The sequence below is a fragment of the Shewanella sp. SM29 genome, from assembly GCF_025654245.1.
In the GTDB taxonomy this organism is placed as follows: Bacteria; Pseudomonadota; Gammaproteobacteria; order Enterobacterales; family Shewanellaceae; genus Shewanella; species Shewanella oncorhynchi.
Genome location: NZ_JAKKRN010000005.1, coordinates 170055 through 194983, shown reverse-complemented (window position 1 = coordinate 194983; position 24929 = coordinate 170055). Strand labels below are relative to the sequence as shown.

The 24929-nt window shown below is 45.8% G+C and carries 19 protein-coding genes and 1 riboswitch; of the genes, 14 read left to right on the top strand and 5 right to left on the bottom strand.

Going from position 1 to position 24929, the window contains the following annotated elements; all coding sequences use genetic code 11:
- From L5L77_RS05525 to L5L77_RS05505, 5 genes are all read left to right on the top strand, one after another.
- Complete coding sequence (locus L5L77_RS05525) at window positions 1-657, top strand: CoA transferase subunit B (protein WP_105252045.1); 657 nt, start codon at window positions 1-3, stop codon at window positions 655-657.
- A gap of 364 nt (window positions 658-1021) precedes the next feature.
- Window positions 1022-1627 carry a DJ-1/PfpI family protein gene (locus tag L5L77_RS05520; RefSeq protein WP_263184987.1) on the top strand — a complete coding sequence of 202 codons (606 nt, stop codon included), beginning with the start codon at window positions 1022-1024 and terminating at the stop codon, window positions 1625-1627.
- Between the two features lie 38 nt (window positions 1628-1665).
- On the top strand, window positions 1666-1983 hold the full coding sequence (locus tag L5L77_RS05515; RefSeq protein ID WP_113941014.1) for a cytoplasmic protein: 318 nt from the start codon (window positions 1666-1668) through the stop codon (window positions 1981-1983).
- Window positions 1984-2162: 179 nt separating this feature from the next.
- Complete coding sequence (locus tag L5L77_RS05510) at window positions 2163-2921, top strand: sulfite exporter TauE/SafE family protein (RefSeq protein WP_263184986.1); 759 nt, start codon at window positions 2163-2165, stop codon at window positions 2919-2921.
- Between the two features lie 170 nt (window positions 2922-3091).
- Entirely contained in the window at window positions 3092-4309 is a 1218-nt protein-coding gene (locus L5L77_RS05505) for a PQQ-dependent sugar dehydrogenase (RefSeq protein WP_263184985.1), read from the top strand.
- A 148-nt stretch (window positions 4310-4457) separates the two neighbouring features.
- Here L5L77_RS05505 and L5L77_RS05500 read toward each other — a convergent pair whose 3' ends face one another.
- The gene (locus L5L77_RS05500) at window positions 4458-7535 is read right to left on the bottom strand and encodes a transglycosylase domain-containing protein (protein ID WP_263184984.1); all 3078 of its coding nucleotides are present in this window, start codon (window positions 7533-7535) and stop codon (window positions 4458-4460) included.
- Window positions 7536-7902: 367 nt separating this feature from the next.
- A complete protein-coding gene (locus L5L77_RS05495) occupies window positions 7903-8499 on the bottom strand; it encodes a thymidine kinase (RefSeq protein WP_028761119.1) in 597 nt (198 codons plus the stop codon).
- 541 nt (window positions 8500-9040) lie between these two features.
- Here L5L77_RS05495 and L5L77_RS05490 point away from each other — a divergent pair.
- Together L5L77_RS05490 and L5L77_RS05485 are read left to right on the top strand one after the other, a co-directional pair.
- A complete protein-coding gene (locus L5L77_RS05490) occupies window positions 9041-11140 on the top strand; it encodes a multiheme c-type cytochrome (protein ID WP_263222262.1) in 2100 nt (699 codons plus the stop codon).
- 204 nt (window positions 11141-11344) lie between these two features.
- A complete protein-coding gene (locus L5L77_RS05485) occupies window positions 11345-13495 on the top strand; it encodes a M3 family metallopeptidase (RefSeq protein ID WP_263222260.1) in 2151 nt (716 codons plus the stop codon).
- Between the two features lie 144 nt (window positions 13496-13639).
- On the opposite strand, the gene L5L77_RS05480 is transcribed toward L5L77_RS05485, so the two are convergent.
- From L5L77_RS05480 to L5L77_RS05470, 3 genes are all read right to left on the bottom strand, one after another.
- Window positions 13640-15208 (bottom strand): Na+/H+ antiporter NhaC family protein, encoded by a 1569-nt coding sequence (locus L5L77_RS05480; protein WP_028761122.1) that lies wholly within the window; start codon window positions 15206-15208, stop codon window positions 13640-13642.
- A gap of 79 nt (window positions 15209-15287) precedes the next feature.
- A riboswitch (Lysine riboswitch) is annotated at window positions 15288-15484 on the bottom strand.
- 95 nt (window positions 15485-15579) lie between these two features.
- Window positions 15580-16506: an electron transfer flavoprotein subunit alpha/FixB family protein gene (locus L5L77_RS05475; RefSeq protein ID WP_028761123.1), complete on the bottom strand. Its 927-nt coding sequence runs from the start codon at window positions 16504-16506 to the stop codon at window positions 15580-15582.
- A complete protein-coding gene (locus L5L77_RS05470) occupies window positions 16507-17256 on the bottom strand; it encodes an electron transfer flavoprotein subunit beta/FixA family protein (RefSeq protein WP_263184982.1) in 750 nt (249 codons plus the stop codon). It abuts the gene before it with no gap.
- 310 nt (window positions 17257-17566) lie between these two features.
- On the opposite strand from L5L77_RS05470, the gene L5L77_RS05465 reads away from it, so the two are divergent.
- The 7 genes from L5L77_RS05465 to L5L77_RS05435 all read left to right on the top strand — a co-directional run bounded on the left by L5L77_RS05465 (window position 17567) and on the right by L5L77_RS05435 (window position 24870).
- The gene (locus L5L77_RS05465; protein WP_028761125.1) at window positions 17567-17959 is read left to right on the top strand and encodes an H-NS family nucleoid-associated regulatory protein; all 393 of its coding nucleotides are present in this window, start codon (window positions 17567-17569) and stop codon (window positions 17957-17959) included.
- A 215-nt stretch (window positions 17960-18174) separates the two neighbouring features.
- Complete coding sequence (locus L5L77_RS05460) at window positions 18175-21264, top strand: amidohydrolase family protein (protein ID WP_263222258.1); 3090 nt, start codon at window positions 18175-18177, stop codon at window positions 21262-21264.
- Complete coding sequence (locus L5L77_RS05455; RefSeq protein WP_263184980.1) at window positions 21264-22610, top strand: amidohydrolase family protein; 1347 nt, start codon at window positions 21264-21266, stop codon at window positions 22608-22610. Before L5L77_RS05460 ends, L5L77_RS05455 begins: the two co-directional genes overlap by 1 nt.
- Before the next feature lie 78 nt (window positions 22611-22688).
- Window positions 22689-23069 (top strand): Rcs stress response system protein RcsF, encoded by a 381-nt coding sequence (rcsF, locus tag L5L77_RS05450; protein WP_263173654.1) that lies wholly within the window; start codon window positions 22689-22691, stop codon window positions 23067-23069.
- Window positions 23070-23262: 193 nt separating this feature from the next.
- The gene (tsaA, locus tag L5L77_RS05445; RefSeq protein WP_263222256.1) at window positions 23263-23997 is read left to right on the top strand and encodes a tRNA (N6-threonylcarbamoyladenosine(37)-N6)-methyltransferase TrmO; all 735 of its coding nucleotides are present in this window, start codon (window positions 23263-23265) and stop codon (window positions 23995-23997) included.
- Complete coding sequence (locus L5L77_RS05440) at window positions 23998-24627, top strand: acyltransferase (protein ID WP_263222253.1); 630 nt, start codon at window positions 23998-24000, stop codon at window positions 24625-24627.
- 27 nt (window positions 24628-24654) lie between these two features.
- On the top strand, window positions 24655-24870 hold the full coding sequence (locus L5L77_RS05435) for a hypothetical protein (RefSeq protein WP_263184978.1): 216 nt from the start codon (window positions 24655-24657) through the stop codon (window positions 24868-24870).
- Window positions 24871-24929 lie beyond the last annotated feature (59 nt).

Sequence of the window (24929 nt, the reverse complement as noted above, 5' to 3'; positions counted from 1 at the left end):
ATGGCATTATCAAGAGAACAACTGGCTCAACGCGTCGCCAAAGAATTAAAAGATGGCTACTACGTCAACCTCGGCATTGGCATTCCAACACTGGTGGCCAACTACATTCCCGAAGGAATGGAAGTCATGTTGCAATCGGAAAACGGCCTACTCGGCATGGGTGAATTCCCGACCGAAGACACCATCGACCCGGATTTAATCAACGCGGGTAAACAAACCGTTACCGCAGTCAAAGGCGCGTCGTTTTTTTCTTCAGCCGAGAGCTTTGCCATGATCCGTGGCGGCCATGTGGATTTAACCGTACTCGGCGCCTTTGAAGTCGATGTCAATGGCTCTATCGCCTCATGGATGATCCCCGGCAAACTCATCAAAGGCATGGGCGGCGCGATGGATTTAGTCGCGGGCGCCGAAAACATTATCGTGACTATGATGCACGCCGATAAATACGGTAATTCTAAGCTACTGCCAGTATGCGAATTGCCGCTGACTGGTTACGGCTGCATTAAACGTGTCGTCACAGATTTAGCCTTTATCGAAATCAAAGATGGCGCATTCCATTTACTCGAGCGCGCACCAGGTGTCAGCGTCGAAGAAATCGTCAGCAAAACTGCTGGCAAGTTAATCGTGCCAGAGCATGTACCAGAAATGGTGTTTTAAGCGTTCAGTTTAGCTTTGCTTCTTAACATCACTGCTCAAGTTTTATATATTAAAGCTCAGAAGATAATTCTGAGCTTTTTGTTTATCTAGCAATTAGTTAACGCTGCGACTTGAGAGCTAATCCTAGTCAATTGCACAACTCATTCATTAGATATGAATTACCTGATTAACTCATTAGAGTTGAGCAAATGACCTCTTGAAAAAGCGATAATACGCGCCAAATTGTAGGCTATAGCTCATTGCAGTTCGTGATAAGGATGCGGAACGAATACCTTAAGTCCTATAAAACACTAACTAATTGTATATATTAAACAATGCCAAAATAACACCTAAAAACTATCCGCACAAAGCCAGAGGAAAGCTTATGTACCAGATTGCGATTGTTATATTTGATGAATTTACCGATATCGATTTCTTCTTAATGCGCGATATTCTCGGCCGTACAAAAACCGATTGGACAGTAAAAGTACTCGGGACCAAACCTAGCCACATATCAAGCTTGGGGATGACGGTTGCAACCGATGGTCATGTGGCCGAAGTCGCTGATGCCGACGTGGTATTATTCAGCAGTGGTTACAAAGGCGTACCTGCGGCACTTGCTGATACTGAGTTTATGTCCGCCCTTAAATTAGATCCCACACGACAATTGCTTGGCAGTATCTGCTGCGCGGGGTCATTCTTCTTTGCCAAATTAGGGCTACTCGACAATCTCTCGGCAACGACTCACCCCGATGCAAAACCTGCCCTAGTTGCCATGGGCGTCGATGTAGAAGACTGCGCCCTCGTGATTAATGGCAATATTACCACTGCGGGCGGCTGCCTTTCCTCACTCTATTTAACGGGTTGGGTTGCGGAGCGTTTATTCGACAGTGCGAAACGCCGCGAAATTCACAGGCAGCTTATTCCTGCCGGGCAAACAGATATTTTTGAAGCATTAATCCAATCCTCCATCTCCGCGGCCATTCGTTAAAAGTGATGTAGATACTCTCGATGAATGAAAAATATCCCATGATAAAACTTAAAAATCTTCTCGAGGCTATAAAAGCCGAGCATCAAATAACCACCCAGAATGAGCTTGTGGCCTTGCTATCGCAAAATGAATTACTCATTCAGCAAATCCAAGCTGCTGATGCGCAGTATTGGGTCAATTTTGCTAAGAATACCTTCGATGGTTGGTATTGCATTCGAACACCTATGCTCAGTACCTTTCATGTTTATTACCAAGAACGTGGACAAAACTGCTGGGGAGAAGATGTTTTTACCGAGCAAAGTGCAGCCATAGCAGCGGTTATTTTTATGTCTGGCATTTGGGAGCAAGCCCCTTAGCACTAAGCAAATAAAAGCCTGCTCACTCATCCTATATCTTCACCTTCACAAATGGCGATATGTAACGAATCATTACGCGACTTTCAATATCGAAATCATCCTGTTAGGGTGAGTGCATAATAACAGACACATTTTTAGCGCTCTGTTTAACTCTCTCATTGCCCAAAGGAGCGGTATCTATGGACTGGCTTATTATTGCACTCGCTGGCTTTTTAGGCGGCATGCTCAATGCGGTTGCCGGTGGTGGCAGTTTTATTACCCTTTTAGCGTTAGTGTTTGTCGGGGTTCCACCGATTGCGGCGAATGCCACAGGGACAGCCGCGCTGCTGCCTGGTTATATCGCCAGCGCATGGCGCTTTAGAAAGGATATCGAATATCCGGCGAGTCTTAGCCTTAAGAATCTGATCTTAATTGCTTTAATTGGCGGGAGTATTGGCGCGGGTATTTTGCTGACCACAAGCGAGCAAGTCTTCGCAAAGCTGATCCCTTGGCTGATTCTACTGGCCAGCGCGGCCTTTATTGTTGGCCCTTGGTTACTCAAACGAAGAATCGCTGAGCAAGGCGAAAACACCTCTACGCCAATGTTAAGTCCGATAACGGCACTGATAATGCTGTCGGCTGTGTGTATCTATGGCGGTTATTTTAATGGTGGCTTAGGCATCATACTACTCGCAAGCTTTGGCCTGATGGGGCAAACTAATCTACATGGGATGAACGGACTTAAAAATCTGATTTCAGCCCTGCTCACCGCCATCGCAGTTGTGGTTTATGCCGCGGGCAATGTTATTGATGGGCAATATCTGTTGCTGCTTGCCGTTATGGCGATTGTCGGTGGTTATGTGGGGGCGGCGCTGGCCTACCGTATTTCACAGTCCTTGCTACGCGGCTTTATTGTGATCGTCGGTTTAGCAATGGCCTTAGGCTTTTTCATGCGCTAGTTTTTAATGCGTTAGTTTTCATACGTTAGGCTTTTGATTTGTGAAGCTTAAACTCATAAAAGCTGGACAGACGAATTTTCGATACAAGGTCTCGCCGATAAATTGCCCTTATATGACTGACTTGTTACTCTGATCCATCCTATAGGAGAACACTGTGATTAAGGATAGCGATGAAACTGATGACCTTGAAGCTGAGGACCTTAAGACTGAGTAAATTAATGCCAAAGACCTTGAAGCTAAGCACCTTAAATCTTGCCCTGTGTCTTATTGCATGCTCACCGGCTATTTACACCGAAACCGCTAGCGCAGCGACCATTAGCGTCAAAACGGAAACGGGTAATATTCAGGTAAAAACCATAGCCCAAGGGTTAGAGAATGTCTGGGGTATGGCATTCTTACCCGACGGCAGTATGCTCGTGACTGAACGCGCCGGCAGAATGCGCATTGTCAGCACCGCAGGCAAAGTGGGTGAACCCTTAACGGGTTTACCGCCTATGTATGCCAAAGGTCAAGGTGGTTTACTTGATGTCGTGCTTGCGCCCGATTTTGCAAGCAGCAAAAAAATCTATTTCAGTTATTCAGAACCCGCTGAAGGTGATGTAAGCGAGCTCAATAGCACAGCGGTCAGTTTTGCCACGCTCAATGGTAACAAGCTTGAAAATCTCACCCGCATTTTTAGTCAACAACCCAAAATCAACAGCGGCCACCATTTTGGATCTCGTTTAGTGTGGGCGCCTGATGGCACACTGTTTATCACACTCGGCGATCGCTATAGCGAAAAAGATAGCGCACAAACATTAGACAATCATTTAGGCAAAGTTGTGCGGATTAATGCCGATGGTTCAGTGCCTAAGGATAACCCCTTCGTCAATACGGTTGGCGCCTTACCCGAGATCTGGTCTATTGGTCATCGCAATATGCAGGGCGCGGCGATTAATCCCGTCAGAAAAGTATTGTGGACGGGCGAGCATGGCCCCCAGGGCGGCGATGAACTCAATATCGACCAAGCGGCTAAAAACTATGGCTGGCCAGTGATTACCTATGGTGAGAATTATGGCGGCGGCAAAATCGGCGAAGGCACCCATAAGGCGGGAATGGAGCAACCCGTCTACAAATGGGTTCCCTCGATTGCCACGGCGGGCTTTATGTTTTACACAGGTGATAAATTTCCACAGTGGCAAAATAATCTGTTACTCGCCAGCCTAAAGGGAAAAACACTGGTGCGTTTAGTGCTTGATGGCGACAAGATAATTAAAGAAGAGCGGCTGCTGAAAACTGAATTAGGGCAAAGATTGCGTTCAGTAGTACAAGGGCCAGATGGACTGATTTATCTCGTAACCGATGAAGCTAAATCAAAAATTTACCAGTTATCGCCGAAGCAATCTTAATCGCTGCACTTTTATCACAGTGCTTTAACTAAACCATGTTAACCACAGCAATAAACTCAATCGATAGATAATTTAAGCCTTAAAACGACAAAGAGTGTTCATCAGGAACACTCTTTGTCGTTGGCGTGGCACTTATTAATTCATGCCTTTATTCGTTCACCACACACATGCCCTGCTCGGTTTGTACATAGGGAGCTAAAATAGGCATCATGCCCTTCATCACCTGCAATGGCAGCGCCGAAGTAAAACTAAAATCATCAGATTTACTGCCTGGCACGAAGGCGGTCAAAGTACCGAAGTATTTGTCACCTAGATAAAACACGAATGTCGCGGTGCGGTTCATCGCCGTAGTCGCCACTTTTTTACCTTGCTGCATCTGAGTCACAATACGGTTATCACCGGTGCCGGTTTTCCCGCCTATAGCTAACATGCCACCTTTTTCATCGGTAAAAATGCCCTTTAAACGACGTGCGGTGCCGTTTTGCACTACGTTCGCCAGCGCTGCTTTTAAGGCTTGTGCTACTTCATGGCGCATTACCCGCTCACCTTGGGTGTTCTGATTCTGCAATCTCACTTCATAGGGCGTATCTGCGGCGAAATGCAGCTGATTGATACGCACTGTGGGCAAACGATAGCCGTCGTTTTGAATAATGCCCATCAGCTCGGCTAAGGCTGCGGGTCGGTCACCCGAGCTACCCAGTGCTGAGCCTAAGGATGGCACCATAGAATCAAAGGGATAACCTAAACGCGCCCAACGTTGATGTATGTCAAGGAAGGCTTCAACTTCAAGCATCACTTGCACTCGTACGTCACGGGCGTTTTTATGCCGCGTCCTAAACAACCAACGGTAAACCTCTTGACGTTGTGCTTCACTCGCCTGCTTAACATCGTTCAAGTTGGCATCAGGATTATGATTAAGGTAATCCAGCACCCACAATTCCAAGGGATGCACCCGTGCGATATAGCCTTGATCTGGCAAATTATATTTATCCGGACCGTACTTGTTATATAAGCTCTTAATACGACCATCGGTATAGCTTACCTGTGGCAGTCTTTGCTTCAAGAAAGCCTTAAATGCCGCCATAGGTTCATCGGGCAGTAAATAGCGATACGCCGCCGTCAACTGCTGCTCCGACTGGGACAAACCGTCAAAAAACATGTCGAAACGCTCATTCGCAGCCACTTTTTTGTACTTGCGATAAAACTTAGTAACGAAGGTATTACCTTCTCTATCAGCAAATACCCGCAGATATTCGTCACGGCGCGGATCTTTATCATTACGCAGCAACTGGGCCATATTGCCCTCGTTTTGCATACTACTGCTGTAATTCACGATATCGCGCATGAGACGCACAAACGGCAAGTTAACCGAATCCTGCAGGGCTTGGTAAAGTGTTGGCGTTTTTAAATCTTCTGTTTTTTTAAAGTTATTAAACACATGCAACCCACCACCGGTAAAAAATTGTTCACTGGTTGAGGCCGAATATTCTCGCTGTAACGCCGCATCTAACATGCGGTCTATACGTCTGTCGGGATTCAAAATCAAGTAATCAATCGCCCAACGGGTTAAATGATCCCTAGGTTCGATAATGATGGATTCCAATTCAATCCCATGTTTCTTGGAATACTTGTCGTGGATCTCGGCAATGATTTCTAAGTAGGTCGCCATCACCCGCAATTTAGCGGTTGAGCCCAATTCCAACTTGCTGCCCTCGTTAATATCAAAAGGCTGATCAGTACTATCCGTCTGCACTCTAACTCGGTTGGCGGTATCAGTGCGCTCATAAAGCGTAAAGCTATACAGCACGTTTTGCAGTTGGCTTGGGTCGAGTAACCGTTCGCCAAGCAGACCCACTTGCTCCGCGGTAGGCACTTGCGCCAGACTGCGTAAGTAGTGACTGACTTTCTGCTGTAAGTCACTGTGTAAGCTACTATTGACCGTCAAATCGAGCCTGTCTAAATCATACAGCCCCACATTTAACATGCCTGCGGTGCGAATGCGAACTGTGTTCACGCCCTTATCTGCGCCAGATTGGGTATTACGCTGCGGCTTGGCGACCTTAAACTGCAATTTCTGCGCGAGTGCAGCATCACGTAGACCACGATCAATCAAATAATACTGGCCGAGTAAACGGATATGGCTATCGACTAAGTTTTCAAGATCTTCATGACCTTGTAATAGATAGTAGGACGGACGACGTTGGGCGATCATCAAGGCAACCACTTGTCGGAATACTTGTCCGCGCTTGGTGGCATTACCTTTGATCTGCGGCGATGCTAACAGCTTGTTTGCAGTATCGAAATCGGTACCAAACCACGCCCACAATCCATCACCAATACCATGAACTTCACCATGATTTGGCGCCGAAGATAATGGCACGGTATTCAGATAATCTTGAACGATGCGCTTACGAGCAGGTTCAGTGTTTTCACCTTGTTGGTACACGCGCACACTGGCCGAGCCAATTTGCAGTAACTTATCTTTAATACTCAAGGTTAAACCTTGGGAAGAATGGCGGAATTTCTCAATCTGAGTCGCGAGTGTACTGCCACCTGCGGTAGAGACATTCATACCAACCATTTCAGCAATTTGACTCATACCTGCCACCACAAAGCGTGGCCAGTCGATCACAGGATTGAGTTTCTCTTCCGTCGTCCATAACTCGCGGTTTTCAATAAACAGTAAAGTATTAACGATTTCATTGGGGATCTTATCGTCGTCCTGATAAACCCGTTTAGGATAGGCAAATTCGTATAAATCGGTATTGCGGCAATCGAGCAGCGTCAATCCAGATTGGGCCTTTTCATGGTAAGGCGGAAAAAATCCAAGTTGAGCGTATTCCTGCAACGCTGGCGAAAACGCCACTTGTTGCGTTACCTGAAAATTCCGTTGCAATAACCTATCAATATACTGAGGTAACTTACTGTAGCCATGGCGCTCATCAAAAGGACCATAACTAGGATAAATAACCGCTTGGCTCGGTGAGCTTTCTAATTCATAGGTGAGCGTCTTAGCATATTGATTGATGAATTTTGCTTGATAAAACGAAGTTTTAACCTCAAGTCCAATCAGCAATGCAGCGCAGCAAATCAGAATGAAAAATAAGAACCAGACCCTGCCCTTTGATCTGGCTTTACGCGGCGGCTTAACCTTAGCTTTAGGCTCAGGTTGTGGTGGACGAGGACGATAATTTTCGAACTTCATCTCTGATGTGGAATTAGGCAAAACAGCTCCAAAAAAACACTAAAATATTCATCTTTCATGCAACTCAGCAAATCCGTTGCCACTCAGTAAAGCAAGATATCAAACTCATCTAGCCATTATCCGGCTCTATTAATTAGTCTTAGTACCCATTATGTTCCACACTTTATCAAACCTAACTTCACTGTAAAGAAGGGTGCCTGTTACCCACAACGGCCACTAATCAATACTCATGTTAAGCTGATAGTACATTTTGCCAAATATTAATTTGTTGATATCAAGGTATTTTCAGCGATTAAGGCAATAGACAGTATGACTTAAAAACAAAACGAACTAATTTAAGTCGCACAAAAAGAATGAGTCGCTCAATAATTACACTATTAACGAAGCCTCATCCCACATATTCATGCGCATCCCAGATAAATTCACGAAAATGTTTGCGACAGACAGACTCGTAACTTTCATTACCACCAATCGCCACTTGCTCACCCTCGCGCATCACCTTGCCTTCACCATCAAGACGCACCACCATGTTAGCCTTACGTCCACAATGGCAAATAGTCTTCAACTCAACTAATTTATCGGCCCAAGCTAATAAATAATGACTGCCGCTAAAAAGTTCGCCTTGAAAGTCCGTTCTTAGGCCATAGCAGAGTACAGGAATATCAATATTATCGACCACATGCGTCAGCTGCTTAACCTGTTCTTTACTCAAAAACTGACACTCATCCACCAGCACACAGCTTAATGGCGTGGCTTGATGCACATCGCTAATCATTTGAGTCAAATCATCTTGGCTACTAAATACCTGTGCTTCGGTTTCAATGCCAATACGTGAGGCCACTTTACCTTTGCCATATCTGTCGTCTATGGAGGCTGTCATGACCAAAGTATTCATACCGCGTTCACGGTAGTTATAGGATGACTGTAATAGGGAAGTGGATTTACCCGCGTTCATTGCCGAATAATAAAAATACAATTGAGCCAAGACTTATACCCTTTAAAAACGTTATCGCTTACGCGTCTGCTACCAGAGCCAAATTGAGCGCTAGTCTAACATTGCGCTTCACATCAGAACACTAGCAGCCGCTAAGCTTTTATCATGAAATTCTGCAATGACACCAACTTATCAATCATTTTAATCCCCAATCGCCTCCTGAAGTATTTCTAGTCCACTTCATTTAATACTCTTCCCTGCAAAAAACATAAAAAACGCCCCGATGCCGTTCAATTGTTAATGAAAGCTTAACTGAAACTTAAATGTTGTTTCGTAAGGAAAAATTAGTAAAAGTTAAATTTAAAAAGTGCGATCTACCTCCAAAGTAATAGGTATAAATGGGCTTGCGCTCAAAAAATAAACATAGCGTTAACAGTAATATTTCATTCGAGACAAAACGTGCTCAATTAAAAAAAGAAAAGTATTCGATAGCTTGCAAATTGAGACCAACGGTCAAAGCACTAATCTACCCTGCAAACTTTAGTGCTCCACTCCGTCCTTTATTCGCATATTGGATCAAATGGAGATTATGATGAGAATTTTCACCTCTAGAAAACTGGCATATTTAGTTGCCTTAGCACTAACTGGCGCCCTTGTTGGCTGTGGCGATGATGGTAAAGATGGTGTGGATGGAGCACCAGGAACGCCCGGTATCCCTGGAACACCTGGTGAACCTGGAACACCCGGTGAGCCTGGAACACCGCCCCCTGTCACCAGTTCTACTATGACTAACGTCAAAGTGATCAACTATAGCTTTGGCGAAGGCAGTATCACTTACGAATTTGAAATTACAGATGAAAACAATAACCTAATCAACGGACTGTTAAATGCTCAAGCCAAAGTGGCGGCACTAACAGATAAAGGCTTCATCACTAACCGCACCGAAGCTGATAAAAATGGTGTTGCAGATAACGTCCATATTGGCGGTGAAGCAACTCAAGCAACCGTCGGCGCTGAATTGACCGCTTTAGCTGATGGTCATTACCAATTTAAAGTACCAATGAAAGGGGTTAATCCAAGCACTGAAGGTATCGTTTGGTTACGTGTCGGTGGTAATAATGGTATTGCGACCTCTAAACCTCTGGTCGTTAACAAACCTGAAGGCACCCATTCAACCACAACTGATAGTTGTTACTCTTGCCATATCGACTATTCAACAAGCCCTCGTCGTCATGCAAGCTATGTCGCTACCGGCATGGACAGCGAAGTCACCTTCGTGGAAGGCTGTTTAGTGTGTCACGGCTCAGTTAGCCGCGCAGTTGTCAATGCTGAAGGTTTCTCTACGGGTGGCTATGCGACAAACACCCTATCTAAAATTGGTCATATCAATCACCAAGATTTTACTAAGGACTTTTCAGTACAAAACTGTACATCTTGTCACGTTGAAGCACCTAAAAACATCAACGTAGCCGGACCAGGTTGTATTGATTGCCATGACAGTGGTGGCGTACCAGGGGCTATTATCCCAAGTAATGGTGCGGATCTGCGCATTATGCACGAAAGCAAAGCGGGTATAACCGAACGCCAAGCGATTCGCGCTAAGTATAAATTGAGTCTATCAACACCTGTTAAAGTAGATGATATTTCTACCAAGACAGACCACTATGCGCCGACAGGTGCTGCGGCAGCAGTAACCGCCCCAGGCTGGTGTACAACGCTGACAGTAAAAGACACCGATGGTAACGTCTTTAGCATTAAAGACAACTTTAACTATTCTAGCCCGCTAGTATATGACGCTAAGAAACCCGTAGTTTATGCGGGCGCTTATTTACATTCCTATGAAAATGGCAGCTTAGTGGGTCGCCCAGGTAACCGTACTAACTACTACTATGGTTACAACACTGACGGCACTAAAAATATCTGTCATTTACTGACGGATATCAGCGCAGTGAATGCTAACTATGTTTATTCTGCCCGCGTGACATTCAGTACCGCTGGTTGGATGGAATATGATGGCAATCAACGTTACCAAAGTAATGGTAGCCTAAGAGCGACAGGTTATGATGGTTCTATGGGTATATCCTTTACGGCTTACTCAGATGTCGTTAACCCTGTCACCACTCAAAAGGTCTCTGGCTTCGAACGTCGTGAGATAGCGAGTACTAACAGCTGTACTACTTGTCACAACGATGCCACTGCGTTCCACAAAAATGGTGCCTTCGATGAAGGTGGTAATGCTTGTATCGCCTGTCATGACAACGGCATGGCACGTACATCAGCAGCCTTAGGCGCTGGTTTTGGTCCTATGGTACACAGCTGGCACTGGGGTAATGGCGCTAAAGTCGGTGAAGTTAAAGCTGATGGAACTCAAGCGCAAACCGCAAACGGTGCAGGCGCAATTGAAGCCTCTACTAGCTGTGTTGCCTGTCACGAAAAAGCGATTGATTTAGGCAAAGTGCCCAATCAATACATTCTTGAGCCAGGTAACAAAATGACCAGTCCTGTCACCGCTAACTGTTATGCCTGCCACACTAGCGATTCTGCTAAGGCGCATATGGCAAGCAACGGTGGTGAAATCAGCGTACTAAGTGTGGCTGATTGGTTTAAACAACCGACCTCTGAATCCTGTGCAGTATGTCATGACACAGGTAGAAGTTCTGGTATTGATAAATACCACAAGTTTACTCGCTAATTAATCATCTCATCATCGCGTGATTAAGAAGTAAGTAAAAAGCGGTACCTATTTTCCCTGCAAGGAAATAGCCAAAGGAGTCTCGCTAATGCGAGGCTCCTTTTTTACTTAGACATTACCCGATAACAAGCCATTTTCAGTCCTATTTAAGTTACTAACGTTACAGTCCTAAAAAAACAACAATTCAAAGGAAGTCACTCAATTATGCATAAAAGTTTTATTGCCATCGCCATCGGCGCCACTCTCACCGCCGGATTCATGGCAGGTTGCAGCAGCACAGAAACTAAAGCACCTAACGTTATCTCGGTACAAACCCAAAACCCGCTGTTCCAAGCCAGTAACCTGCAATATCAAGCCCCTGATTTTAGCCTCATCAAGAATGAGCACTTCGCGCCAGCCCTAGAGCAAGGCATGGCAGAGCAGTACCAAGAAATTCTCGCAATAGCCAATAATCCGGCAGCAGCAACCTTCGATAATACGATTGTGGCTATGGAGAAAAGCGGCGCCCTACTCAACCGTGCATCAAGCGTGTTTTATAATTTAGCAGGGTCAAACAGCAATCCAGAACTGCGTAAAATCCAAGGCGAAATGGCGCCCAAAATGGCGGCCCACTCAGATAATATCAACTTAAACCCAGCGCTATTTGCCCGTATCGAAGCCATCTATAACGACCGCACTAACTTAGGGTTAACCCCAGAAGCCGTACGTTTGGTTGAGGTATATCACCAACGCTTTATCATGGCTGGCGCTAAACTTACCGATGAACAAAAAGTTAAAATCCGCGCGTTAAATGAAGAACAATCAACACTAACGAATGAGTTCTCTCAGCGTTTATTACGCTTAACCAAAGAAATCGCCGTTGTGGTGGATTCAAAAAGTGAACTTGCTGGATTAACCGACGGTGAAATCACTTCAGCCGCGAACGATGCCAAGGCGGCAGGTCACGATGGCAAGTATCTGATTAACATCACCAACACCACTCGCCAACCTGTGTTGGCATCACTGGAAAACCGTGAGCTACGCCAGCGTATTTGGGAAGCCTCAGCGAACCGTGGCTTAACTGGTGAAAACGAAACTGCGTCACTCGTATCTCGTTTAGCGAAACTCAGAGCCGAGCGCGCAACACTATTAGGCTATGAAAACTGGGCAAGTTATCGATTAGCACCGCAAATGGCCAAAACACCCGAAGCGGTTTACAGCATGTTTGGCTCAATGGTGCCTGCGGTAGTTGCTAACACAGAGAAAGAAGCGGCCGACATTCAAGCCATGATCACTAAAACCGGTGGGCAATTTGAACTGGCACCGTGGGACTGGGAGTTTTACGCAGAAAAAGTCCGCCAAGAAAAATACGCTCTCGATGCCAATAGCATTCGCCCATACTTCGAATTTAACCGCGTGCTCGAAGACGGCGTATTCTACACACTCAAAGAACTCTATGGCGTCACCTTAAAACCACGCCCAGATTTACCGGTTTACCATCCCGATGTGAAAGCCTACGAAATGTTTGATGCCGATGGCTCAAGCATGGCCATTTTCTACGCCGACTATTTTGCCCGTGAAGGTAAACGTGGTGGCGCTTGGATGAGTTCGTTCGTCGGTCAATCCTTCCTCGAAGGCACTAAACCTGTGGTCGTCAACGTGATGAACATAAAGAAAGCGCCCGAAGGTCAACCCACATTCGTCAGCTATAACGAAGTCACCACTATGTTCCATGAAATGGGTCACGGCACCCACGGCATGTTCTCTAAAGTGACTTATCCAAGTCTGGCGGGCACCTCGGTTTCACGCGACTTTGTCGAATTCCCATCGACGTTTGAAGAAGATTGGGCAGCCCATCCAAAAGTGTTAGCGAACTACGCGAAACACTACGAAACGGGCAAACCCATTCCTGATGAACTGCTGCAAAAACTGCTGAAATCTGGCAGTTTCAACCAAGGCTTTGACACACTGGAATACATGGCCGCTGCATTAGTAGACATGGAATGGCATTCATTAAGCCCAGATACCCCGCTGCAAGATGTACCAACCTTTGAAGCCAATGCTTTGAAAAAGCACGGCTTAAACATTAGTGCCGTACCTCCGCGTTATAAGTCGACCTATTTTGCCCACGCCTTCCCCGGCGGTTACTCGGCAAGTTATTACGCTTATATGTGGAGTGAGATTTTAGCGGCGGATGCGTTTGCCTATGTACAAACCCAAGGCGGGCTCAATCGTGAAATCGGCATGAAGTACCGCAAAACGATCCGTGAAGTGGGTAATAGCATAGCGCCAATGGACGCCTACAAAAACTTCCGCGGACAAGAACCCACCACAGAAGGCTTACTTAAACGCCGCGGTCTAGATCAAGCACGCTAAGCTAAGAGTTGATAGCCTTAATGCGATAGGCTATAGATAAAGACAAACTCAGCCTTAACCAAAAAAATCAGCCAGCATAATGCTGGCTGATTTATTTTGACTTATTTGTCGTGAACGTTTGCAGTGAAAGGTTTCAATTAACGTCTAGCTAATTGCGCCTTTAGATTTGATTTTAAGTACGATAATACTGATCACAAATGCCACACTACAAGCCACTAAACCAGCGACAACAGACTCGGTAAATCCAAGTGCCACATAACCCACTAAGCTAATAAACGCCGCAATGAGTGCATAAGGTAGCTGAGTCACCACATGGTCGATGTGGTGGCAACTGGCGCCCGTAGACGACAAGATAGTCGTGTCGGAAATCGGCGAGCAATGATCGCCAAATACAGCACCCGCCAGCACAGAGGCAAGCATAGGCAACATCATGCCAGTGTGACTTCCCATCGCCATATCAGCAGCAATCGGCAACATGATCCCGAACGTACCCCAGCTAGTACCAGTTGAGAACGCGGTAATACCTGCTAGCACAAACATTAAGGCGGGTAAAAACGCGAACGGAATATTTCCTGTTGCTAAACTCGCCATAAACTTACCGGTTTCGAGTTGACCAATCACACCTGCGATTGTCCAAGCAAATAACAGGATGTAAATCGCCGGCAGCATAGAGCGAGCGCCCTGCACTATACCTTTGACTATCATCAATTTCTCAACGCCTTGCACTAAATTCAATATCAGCGAAACCGCTAGACCAATTAATGCACCAAAGAAAAGTGATGAACTGACATCGGTTTTCTCAAAAGCAGAAATAATATTAAATTCAATCCCTTCCGCCGCGAGTACTTGAGCGCCACTGTTAATCATAAAATAGAGGGTTGCAAATACCAACACGGTAATCGGCAGAAATAGACCTAAAATCTTACCGGTTTCGGCTTCAGGTAAATCCGCGTTAGCCCCAGGCGGTAATCCTTTAGACTCATCGTATAAATTACCACGTTGGGCATTGAGCTCATGCTCACGCATTGGCCCAACATCTAATCCCATAAAGACAACAAAAAGTAATAATAACAAGGAGAAGATTGCGTAAAAGTTCATTGGGATCATTTGAATAAAAATACTCAAATGACCCGTATCAGCAAAACCATGGGCAGTTAATATCCCGCCAATGAGTGCGATAATATAAGCGCCCCAGCTCGAAACTGGAGAAATAACGCACACAGGCGCCGCAGTAGAATCTAATAAATAAGCTAACTTAGCGCGGGAAACATAATAACGATCGGTAACAGGTCGAGCGACCGAACCAACAACTAAACTATTGAAATAATCATCAATAAAAACTACGCAACCTAAAAACATGGTCAATAGTTTAGCGTCACGTTTATTACGTATATGTAAACGAGCCCAATCGGCAAAAGCCCGCGCGCTGCCACTTACGGTAATTAACGCAGTAATCATTCCCAGTACAATTAAGAAACCGAGAATATATAAGTTCCACGAATTTAGACCTTTATCAGTCCAAAAAAGCCCTTTAACGCCATTAAATACAAACTCACCCGTTGCTAAAGGTGAAAATTGATTGAGCAATAAAGCACCAATTAAAATACCTAACCCCAAAGAAAGCAGTACACGGCGAGTCAAGATCGCCAACACGATAGCCACCGCAGGCGGCAACAAGGAAAGTGCCGAATCGGCATAATTCATAACAGTCATTGATTATTATCTTCGTTAAATACGAATGGAGGGCGACTGAACTGGTGGGAAAAGGCAATAGATACCCAAGGTCACCTGTCCTATCAGTAGCGCTCCATAGTAACTATTCCCAATATCCATATCGGAAAATACTATGGCAGTGCTGCACCTATTAGGTACAACCCCAGCAGTTGATCGTGATAAATCGAACCACTTCGGCACCAAATCCTTTCGCAATCGATCAACGGAATCACCCTACTGATCACTACTAATATTTGGCGCGCCTCTACTTCTAAGAACGCCCTTGCACGGGCGTGAGGCACATAAAAACATAAGCGGCTTAGCAGATGCTACCGCAAAGCCACTTAATGTGACCTAGATCACAGATAAAATCAACTGAGACTTGTAATCAGCTCAGGAACCGCCTCAAACAGATCAGCAACGAGTCCATAATCGGCAACTTGAAAAATCGGCGCTTCAGGATCTTTGTTGATTGCAACGATGACTTTAGCGTCTTTCATGCCGGCTAAATGTTGAATCGCGCCAGAAATACCGACGGCAATATACAAGTTTGGCGCAACGATTTTACCAGTTTGACCCACTTGTAAATCGTTAGGCACAAAACCTGCGTCAACTGCAGCGCGTGATGCGCCAACTGCTGCACCGAGCTTGTCAGCAAGTTGCTCTAACATGCCGAAGTTTTCACCACTGCCCATGCCTCGGCCACCAGATACAATAATGCCAGCATTGCCTAACTCTGGACGGGCAGATACAGTCAAGGATTGAGAAACAAACTGAGTTCTCGCTTCAAACACTTTATCGAGTGTCGTCACAGCCGCACTGTTACCTTCTGGCGCAGCGTCAAACGCACTGGCGCGCACTGTCATCACTTTAATAGCATCATGGCTTTGCACTGTCGCTAAGGCATTACCCGCATACACAGGGCGCACAAAGGTATCGGCATTGACGACGGTAATAACTTCTGAGATTTGCGCGACATCTAATAATGCCGCCACGCGCGGAAGCGTGTCCTTACCTAAACTTGAAGCCGAGGCCAGAATGTGACCATAGTTTGGCGCTAAGTCCACCAGCAATTTGGCAAAATTTTCCGCTAAATGCGCTTCATACACGCTGGCATCGGCAACGAGTACTTGGCTAACGCCTTGTAGTGCCTGTGCCGCTTGGACAACCGCGCCACATTGGTGACCCGCAACTAAGACATGTACTTCATCGCCTATGGCACGGGCGGCGGTAACAATTTTTGCCGTATCGAGTTTCAGTGCAGCATTATCATGTTCAGCTAATACTAAAATGGCCATTTAGATCACCTTCGCTTCATTTTTTAACTTTTCAACTAGCTCAGCTACCGACGCTACCATGATGCCCGCTTTACGTTCAGCTGGCGGAGTGACCTTCACAATCGTTTGGTGACTCTTTAACGTCACGCCTAAGTCTGCCACAGTAAATACTTCTAATGGCTTACGCTTGGCTTTCATTATGTTAGGCAGTGAAGCGTAACGGGGTTCGTTCAAACGTAGATCGGCGGTCACAACAGCAGGTAAAGGCAGTTTAAGAGTTTGCATGCCGCCGTCAATTTCACGGGTGACTTGTAATGTAATCGCTTCTAATTTGATTTCTGAAGCAAAGGTCGCCTGTGGCATATCCATTAACGCGGCAAACATTTGACCAGTTTGGTTATTATCACCATCGATGGATTGCTTACCAAAAATCACCAGATCTGCTTGTTCTTTGTCTTGTACCGCTTTGAGCAATTTGGCGATAGACACTGGCACGAGCTCTTCTTCAGTATCGATATGAATTGCACGATCTGCGCCTAATGCAAGCGCGGTACGCAGTTGTTCTTGCACGGCTTTATTACCAATACTGACAACAACCACTTCAGTAGCGCTACCCGCTTCTTTTAAACGAACCGCTTCTTCTACTGCGATTTCACAAAAAGGGTTCAACGCCATTTTTAGGTTTGCAGTGTCAACACTTGTATTGTCAGCTTTGACCCTGACCTTCACATTGGCATCAACAACGCGCTTAACGGGCACCAATACTTTCATAGGGTTTCCTTCCTACACTTTCATGTACATGGACAAAACATTGGTTAATACCAATGCAGGATAGAGCAACTTTACGTCCTGTTAACGTTAACGTCAACCAAAGTCAAACGCCTGTTTGTATTTTTTAATCCACTACAACGGCCACTTTTTTGGACACTTATTTGAGGGAATAAGAAAAGTTCAAAAAATAAATAATATTTAATTTCCTTAAAACGCATAATTTTATTTGATTCGAGCTATATTAGTTTCTATCATTTAGGTGTTGTTCACCATTATCCTGTATTAAAAATAGAGTGGGACGAAAATAGATATGAGCGAATTTTTAGAGATATTAACTCACGGCCGTCGTTTTAAAGCTGCAGTAAAAGAACTTAGCGTTGAAGAGTTACGTGATTTAGCCGACAAATTAGATAAAATTTTAGTAGAACGCGAGTCTATGGCTGAGGAAGAAGAACAAGCCATGGCAGCTCGTAATGCTAAGATTGAAGAAATCCGTCAACAAATGGAAGCCGTTGGTTTATCAATTGATGACTTAGGTGGCGTAGCTGTTAAAGCTGCTGCGAAGAAACGCGCTCCTCGTCCAGCCAAATACCAAATTGAAGTTGACGGTGAAATGGTTCAATGGACTGGCCAAGGCCGTATGCCTACCGTATTTAAGAACGAGATCAACAAAGGTCGTTCTATGGAAGATTTCTTAATCTAATCCAACCAAGTGTGATGGTGCTAATTGCCAACACAAGTTTGCATAAAAGCTCGCATTAGTTGCGAGCTTTTTTATATCCATCAATCATTTCAAACTTAAACGACAGCCGTTAATTCCGCACCTCACTCCCACTCAAATTACGTTACAATTCAGCCTTAGTATTTACATCTGCTTTCAGTTACTCTTTATTCACCCTCACTCGATTGAATAAAATAATGCAGATAAACAATAAGATAATGATATGCTGCAGCATAATCGCTAGCTTAGTATCACAAACAACATTTGCCCAGCTCAATACTGGAACAACATCCAGTAAACTCACTGCATTTACCCATGCTGAATTAATTATTGCACCGGGAAAGCGTTTAAGCGATGCCACTTTATTAATTGAAAATAATCGAATTAAAGCCATTATTGAGCACAACGACATTCCCGCTGGCGCATTTAGAATCGATTTGAGTGGTTATACAATTTATCCCGGATTTATCGATCCTTTTACCGATTATGGGATTGAGTTCGAATATCCCAAACTTAAGCTCACTCGCCCCGTCTATGATATAAAACGTATCGGTGGTAATGCGGGAAATGGTGCAATTCATTCTGAAAAAGAATGGTTTAATTACGTTTACCCCAATAAAGAACGCGCAAAAGAGTGGATTAATAATGGTTTCACCAGTGTGCAAAGTAGCAAACTCGACGGTATCTTCCGTGGGACGGGTGTCAGCCTTTCATTAGCGGACAAAACGGCTAATGAAGTGATTTATCGCGCCCGCAGTCAACCTTTTATGGCATTTGATAAAGGTTCGTCTGAACAAGATTATCCCTCATCCTTAATGGGCAGCATTGCACTTATTAGGCAAACCTTTGCCGATGCAAATTGGTATAACCAAAATAAAAACAAACCTGCCAATGGCGCAATAAACAATCAAGTCGAATTTAATATCGCCTTTGAGCGTTTAGATAATTTAGCCGATAAGCAAATTATCTTTGAAACCAAAAATCTCAACGACCAATTACGTGCAGCCCATTTACTCAAAGAACATAAACTGCCAGCCAACCTACTTGGTAATGGTCAAGAATACTCACGCATCAATGAGTTAAAGGCGCTGAACTATCCGTTGATCTTGCCTTTAAACTATCCGCAGGCACCCGATGTCGGCACAGATGATGCTGATCGTGAAGTATCACTGGCGGATTTAAGACAGTGGGAACGTGCACCAACCAATCCTGCAGCGGTAGCTAACGCAGGTATCCCCTTTGCGTTAACGCAGTTTGGGATTAAGACCGATGCCTTCTGGCCGCGCCTACGCCAAGCCATTGCCCAAGGTTTAAGTGAAGAAAACGCTCTCGCAGCACTCACCACCCAAGCCGCAGAGATGACAGGCACCGCCGACTTTACCGGTAAACTCGCGTCCGGTTATATGGCTGACTTTGTTATCACTAAAGGCAATATCTTTAAAGATGGCCAGATCTACAGTGTTTGGTTGCAAGGTCAGGAGCAAAGTCTGCGCTCACTTCCCCAAGCACGATTACTGGGAGATTACCAATTAAGCCTCAATAACCTCACGCTAGATTTATCGCTACATGATGAAAGTAAAAGTGATAAACCCAACATCCAAGGCAATTTAAGCAGTGGCGAACAAAGTATCTCACTCACTCAACTTAAGTTAGATGATAACGGAAGATTGAGCTTTACTGCCGATTTGAGCGCCGCAGGCATTAACGGCCTTAGCCGCTTTACGCTGTGGATGGCCGATGACGGCATTCAAGGTCGTATGGTCGATGCAAAAAGTCGCACTACAAATGTTGCCGGTGTCGCTTTAACTCAAACTGCAAAGCTCAAAAAAGCAGACCAAGCAAGCAATCATGCTCCCAAGAATGAAGCAAACACGAGCCTAGTGAGTCACCTCACCTTCCCTAACGTCGCTTACGGACTGAGAGAAGCCCCTAATGTTGAGAAGCTGCACATCAAAAATGCCACCCTGTGGACATCGGATAAGCAAGGCATTCTCGAACATGCTGATCTCTTGATGGCCAATGGCCGCATCGAGAAAATAGGCCAGCAATTAAGTACACCATCAGGTTATCAAGTCCTCGATGCAACAGGTAAACACCTCACCGCCGGCATAGTCGATGAACACTCGCATATCGCCATTAATGGCGGTACTAACGAAGGAACAGACGCAGTAACCTCTGAAGTACGCATTGGCGATATTATTAATCCCGACGATATTTCAATCTATCGCGCCTTAGCGGGCGGCGTCACCAGCGCGCAATTACTCCACGGTAGCGCCAACCCTATCGGTGGCCAATCACAACTGATCAAAATGAAATGGGGCGAGTCGGCCGAACAACTCAAATTTGTTAACGCGCCCGCCAGTATCAAATTTGCTTTAGGTGAAAACGTCAAACAGAGTAACTGGGGCGAGAAATTTGTTCAGCGCTTCCCCCAGACTCGCATGGGAGTAAAAGCCTTATTTGAAGAAACCTTCGACGCTGCTATCGCCTATGAAAAGGCGTTAAAAACCTATGATAATCTGCGCTCCAGCGATAAAAAGAAAACCATCGCCCCGCGTCCAAGTTATCGTCTGCAGGCGGTCGCCGAAGTATTAAACCAGCAACGCGACGTACATATTCATTCCTATGTACAGTCAGAAATCCTGATGTTTATCCGCTTGGCCGAGGCCTATCACTTTAAAGTACAAACCTTTACCCATGTGCTCGAAGGTTACAAAGTGGCGAGTGAACTGGCTGCCCATGGTGCTGGCGCATCGACCTTTGCCGATTGGTGGGCCTATAAGTTTGAGGTGTATGATGCGATTCCGCAAAACGCTTGTCTGATGCAAAACAAGGGGGTGACCACCAGCATTAACTCAGACGATTATGAAATGCAGCGCAGACTCAACCAAGAAGCGGCTAAGTCTATGATGTATTGCAATATGTCGAAGGAAGACGCTTGGAACATGGTTACTATCAATCCAGCCAAACAATTAAGAGTCGATGAGTTTGTGGGTTCACTCACCCCAGGCAAAATGGCCGATATCGTACTCTGGAACGCAGAGCCTCTGTCTATTTACGCCAAAGTGACGCAGGCATGGGTTGAAGGAAAACGCTATTTTGACCGCGACCAAGACCAAGTTGCCCAACAAGCTGTAGTGAACGAGCGCGCCGCACTTATCCAAAAAATTCTCAGCAGTGATGACCAAAGTAAAGCGGGTGAAAAAGTCACGCCACTCAACGAGCCACAGTGGCACTGCGACACTCACTATCAGGCATGGAGCCACGCTCATGAGGGAGCCAAATAATGCAACATTTATCTAAAACCGTTTTGTTTGTGGCGCTACTCGGCGCAATTTGCACCACGCAGGCCCCAGCGATGGCCAATGATATCGTACCTACGCCTAAACAAAGCCGCAGCTTACTGATTAAAAACGCCACTGTGCACACAGTCACTCAAGGCGTGCTCAGCAACACAGACGTCTTAATTGAAAATGGCAAGATCACGGCCGTTGGGCCTCAACTGACCAGCCAAATCAACAATGCAACCGCAGAAACCAGTGACACTCAAGTCGTCGATGCCAGCGGTAAACACTTGTATCCGGGCTTAATCGCCCTAGACACCAGCTTAGGCTTAGTCGAAATTGAAATGAGCCGCCCAACGGTTGATAACGCCGAGGTAGGTTATATCAATCCGCAGATCAGCACGGCCACAGCTTACAATGCGGATTCGGAGCTCATCCCGACCATACGTTACAACGGCATTACCCACGCACAAATCGTCCCGAGCGGTGATGGGTTAGCTGGACAATCGGTACTGGTGGATCTCGATGCATGGACGATTGAAGATGCGATGACACCAAGTGCTGGACAGTTCCATGTCTATTGGCCGCAAATCAAACGCATGCCAGAAGATGAAAAAGAGAAAGCCAAGGCCATCGAGAAAAATCAGCAGGCAATCGACAAGCTCAATATCGCCTTTGAAGATGGCTATCGCTATTTCTTAAGTGATAAGGCCAAGGGCAAAGATAACAACCAGGATGAAGACCAACAGTCCGCGACCAACAACCTGCGCTGGCAGGCTATGCTGCCGCTATACCAAGGCAAAGCGACACTGTTTGCCCATGCCGAAAGTGTTGGCCAAATTGAGCAAGTGATCGCCTTGACGAAAAAATACCAATTCAAACTGGTAATTGTCGGCGGATACGATGCATGGCGTTTGGACTCAAGCCTAAGGGAAGTTAAGGCTGGGGTCATTTACCCTCATACCTTGAGCCTGCCTAAACGTAAAGATGAGCCAGTCGATTTACCCTTTAAGATCCCATCTTTACTCGCCAATGCAGGTATTCCCTTCGCCCTTGGGTTCTCATCGGACTGGAATAGCCGTAACCTCCCCTACGCCGCAGGTTACAGCGCCGCCTATGGTTTAACGCCTGAACAAGCACTTAAGTCCATCACCTTAGATGCCGCAAAACTGTTAGGTGTGGAGGATTTAGGTGCGATAGCGGTGGGATACCAAGGCAGTGTCGTGCTGTCAGAGGGGGACATTCTCGACCCTATGACCAATAAAATTGAGGCAATCTGGATTGAAGGACGGCAGATAGATCTGAATAATCGCCATCAGCAGCTTTATCAAAAGTACCTTAAGCGGTAGAATTTACTCAGATAATAATATCGCATCGGCGCAGCCTACCAAGGCTGCGCAGTTTTCTCCTCAACCTCAGGTCAAACCATGAAAATTATCCTCTCAAGTGCATTAGTGCTCCTGCTCAGTGCCTGTGCAAGCGACTACAGTTTTAACAGTAATTTGGACAGTGAGGCGATTAATGACTATTTCAAGGCATCCGATGTCGTCCTTTATGAAGGTGATACCTTGCCTAAAGGTCATTATGAGTTAAAAGGATTGGTCGAAGGTGAGTCCTGTCAGGCCGATGCTAACGGTGCGCCTGCGTCACTTGCCGATGCCAGAACCGAAGCCCGTCGCAATGCGGCAGATAAAGGGGCTAACGGCATTATCATCAAGCAATGTGTCATATTTGAAGAAGCTGCCCAAGGTTGTATCAGCCGTGCATTATGCGTTGGTCAAGCAGTAAAAACGGCTACAACAGAGTAAGCCTCACGCATATTAAGCATACTGCTCGTGGCGTGATCCTATAGTGTTCTAAGATTGCCCCTATCAACCGCTTAATGACTAATCGTTTCATGACCTACGCTGCATAATTAGCGCTCAAAGATGGGCCTTAATGATGAGCTTAGAATGATGAACTTAGGCGGTTGTTATACTTACCCTTTAGGTAATTTTTTGCATGATATTTACCAACCAAATTATCGCAGTGGCAACATGCCGCACGCCCTATAAACAAAAATTTGGCATTCCAAGACAACCCGGACTTGTTGAAGCGCGCGGTTATGTCGAACTCGAACCCCATGTGAATCATATCGATGCGGTGCGTGGCATAGAGCAATATTCCCATCTCTGGTTACTGTTTTGCTTCCATGAGAATCTTGCCCAAGGTTGGAAAACCACAGTGCGCCCGCCGCGTTTAGGCGGCAATGAAAAACTCGGCGTGTTCGCCACTCGCTCCACTTTTCGCCCCAATGGTATAGGTCAGTCTGTAGTGAAATTGCACGGCGTAGTGCAGCGCAAGGGCAAAGTGTGCCTCGAAATTTCCGGTATGGATCTGCTCGATGGCACACCGATAATTGATATTAAGCCATACATTCCTTTCTCAGATTCGATTATCGATGCTGTAGGCGGCATTGCCCAAGACGCGCCTAAACTGATTTCAGTGGTGTATTCTGACCATGCCAAGACGCAGATTGAGCGTTACACCCTGCAGGAAACCTACACAGATTTAGCCGTACTTATCCGCGGTGTGCTCGGCCAAGATCCACGTCCCGCCTACAAAAAAGCCAAGGACGATCCTAAGTTATACCAAGTCGCCCTCTATGATTTAGATGTGTTCTGGCACATGGCGGTCGATGATAATGACCAAGAATACATCTTAGTATTAGAACTCAAACCGGGGAAATGTGGCTAAATGTCTGCGCCAACGCCTACATCAAAACCTGATTATCAAAGCCAGCATAAAAAGCGGCTCTCTTGGATGCCGTGGCTGTATTTTTCCTTAAAAGAGAAACATTTAATCTGGGCTAAACCTTGGCAAGACGATATTCAAGCAAAACTTTGTGCCCTCGAAACCATCAACATCGGCGAGCAATGCTTTATCGCCCCCGAGGCGCAGTTATTCGCCGAACCCAATCGTGATATCCGCATGGGTAATCGCTGCATGATCGCCGCCGACTGTTTCTTACATGGGCCTATCAGACTAGGGGACGAAGTGGCGATTAATCATGGTTGTTCCTTCGATGGCGGCAGGGTCGGGATTCAGATAGGCAATCAAACCCGCATCGCCAATAATGTCATCCTTTACGCCTTCAACCATGGCATGGCGCCAGATACCCCCATATATCAACAAGCTGCCAACTCCAAAGGCATTGTTATTGGCAAAGATGTGTGGATTGGCGCTCAGGCAGGCATAGTCGATGGTGTGACCATTGGCGATCACGCTGTGGTCGGCATGGGCAGCATAGTGACGAAAGATGTACCCGACTGGGCGATAGTGGCTGGCAACCCCGCCAAAGTGATTGGTGATAGACGAGATAAGTAAGCAATAAGGATTATCTTGATACTAGCAGTGACGAAGTCACGCTCTAGCAGCGCAGCGCTCTTCCTTGCGTTATCCGTTATCCGTTATCCGTTATCCGTTATCCGTTATCCGTTATCCGTTATCCGTTATCCGTTATCCGTTATCCGTTATCCGTTATCCGTTATCCGTTATCCGTTATCCGTTATCCAGCATCAAAAAATGCTATTTATCTCCCAGCTAGTTGAATTTAACCTAAATCCCTAGGTGACATCACCAAAGCAGGTGATAAAATGGCGACCATTCAACTCAAATTTGGACATCGG

Excerpts from the sequence above, each read along its gene's own strand:
- L5L77_RS05460 (WP_263222258.1), top strand. The coding sequence starts at position 18,175 with ATGCAGATAAACAATAAGATAATGATATGCTGCAGCATAATCGCTAGC.
- L5L77_RS05455 (WP_263184980.1), top strand. The coding sequence starts at position 21,264 with ATGCAACATTTATCTAAAACCGTTTTGTTTGTGGCGCTACTCGGCGCA.
- L5L77_RS05520 (WP_263184987.1), top strand. The coding sequence starts at position 1,022 with ATGTACCAGATTGCGATTGTTATATTTGATGAATTTACCGATATCGAT.
- L5L77_RS05485 (WP_263222260.1), top strand. The coding sequence starts at position 11,345 with ATGCATAAAAGTTTTATTGCCATCGCCATCGGCGCCACTCTCACCGCC.
- rcsF (WP_263173654.1), top strand. The coding sequence starts at position 22,689 with ATGAAAATTATCCTCTCAAGTGCATTAGTGCTCCTGCTCAGTGCCTGT.
- L5L77_RS05470 (WP_263184982.1), bottom strand. The coding sequence starts at position 17,256 with ATGAAAGTATTGGTGCCCGTTAAGCGCGTTGTTGATGCCAATGTGAAG.
- L5L77_RS05525 (WP_105252045.1), top strand. The coding sequence starts at position 1 with ATGGCATTATCAAGAGAACAACTGGCTCAACGCGTCGCCAAAGAATTA.
- L5L77_RS05515 (WP_113941014.1), top strand. The coding sequence starts at position 1,666 with ATGATAAAACTTAAAAATCTTCTCGAGGCTATAAAAGCCGAGCATCAA.
- L5L77_RS05505 (WP_263184985.1), top strand. The coding sequence starts at position 3,092 with ATGAAACTGATGACCTTGAAGCTGAGGACCTTAAGACTGAGTAAATTA.
- L5L77_RS05490 (WP_263222262.1), top strand. The coding sequence starts at position 9,041 with ATGAGAATTTTCACCTCTAGAAAACTGGCATATTTAGTTGCCTTAGCA.
- tsaA (WP_263222256.1), top strand. The coding sequence starts at position 23,263 with ATGATATTTACCAACCAAATTATCGCAGTGGCAACATGCCGCACGCCC.
- L5L77_RS05480 (WP_028761122.1), bottom strand. The coding sequence starts at position 15,208 with ATGACTGTTATGAATTATGCCGATTCGGCACTTTCCTTGTTGCCGCCT.
- L5L77_RS05475 (WP_028761123.1), bottom strand. The coding sequence starts at position 16,506 with ATGGCCATTTTAGTATTAGCTGAACATGATAATGCTGCACTGAAACTC.
- L5L77_RS05510 (WP_263184986.1), top strand. The coding sequence starts at position 2,163 with ATGGACTGGCTTATTATTGCACTCGCTGGCTTTTTAGGCGGCATGCTC.
- L5L77_RS05440 (WP_263222253.1), top strand. The coding sequence starts at position 23,998 with ATGTCTGCGCCAACGCCTACATCAAAACCTGATTATCAAAGCCAGCAT.
- L5L77_RS05465 (WP_028761125.1), top strand. The coding sequence starts at position 17,567 with ATGAGCGAATTTTTAGAGATATTAACTCACGGCCGTCGTTTTAAAGCT.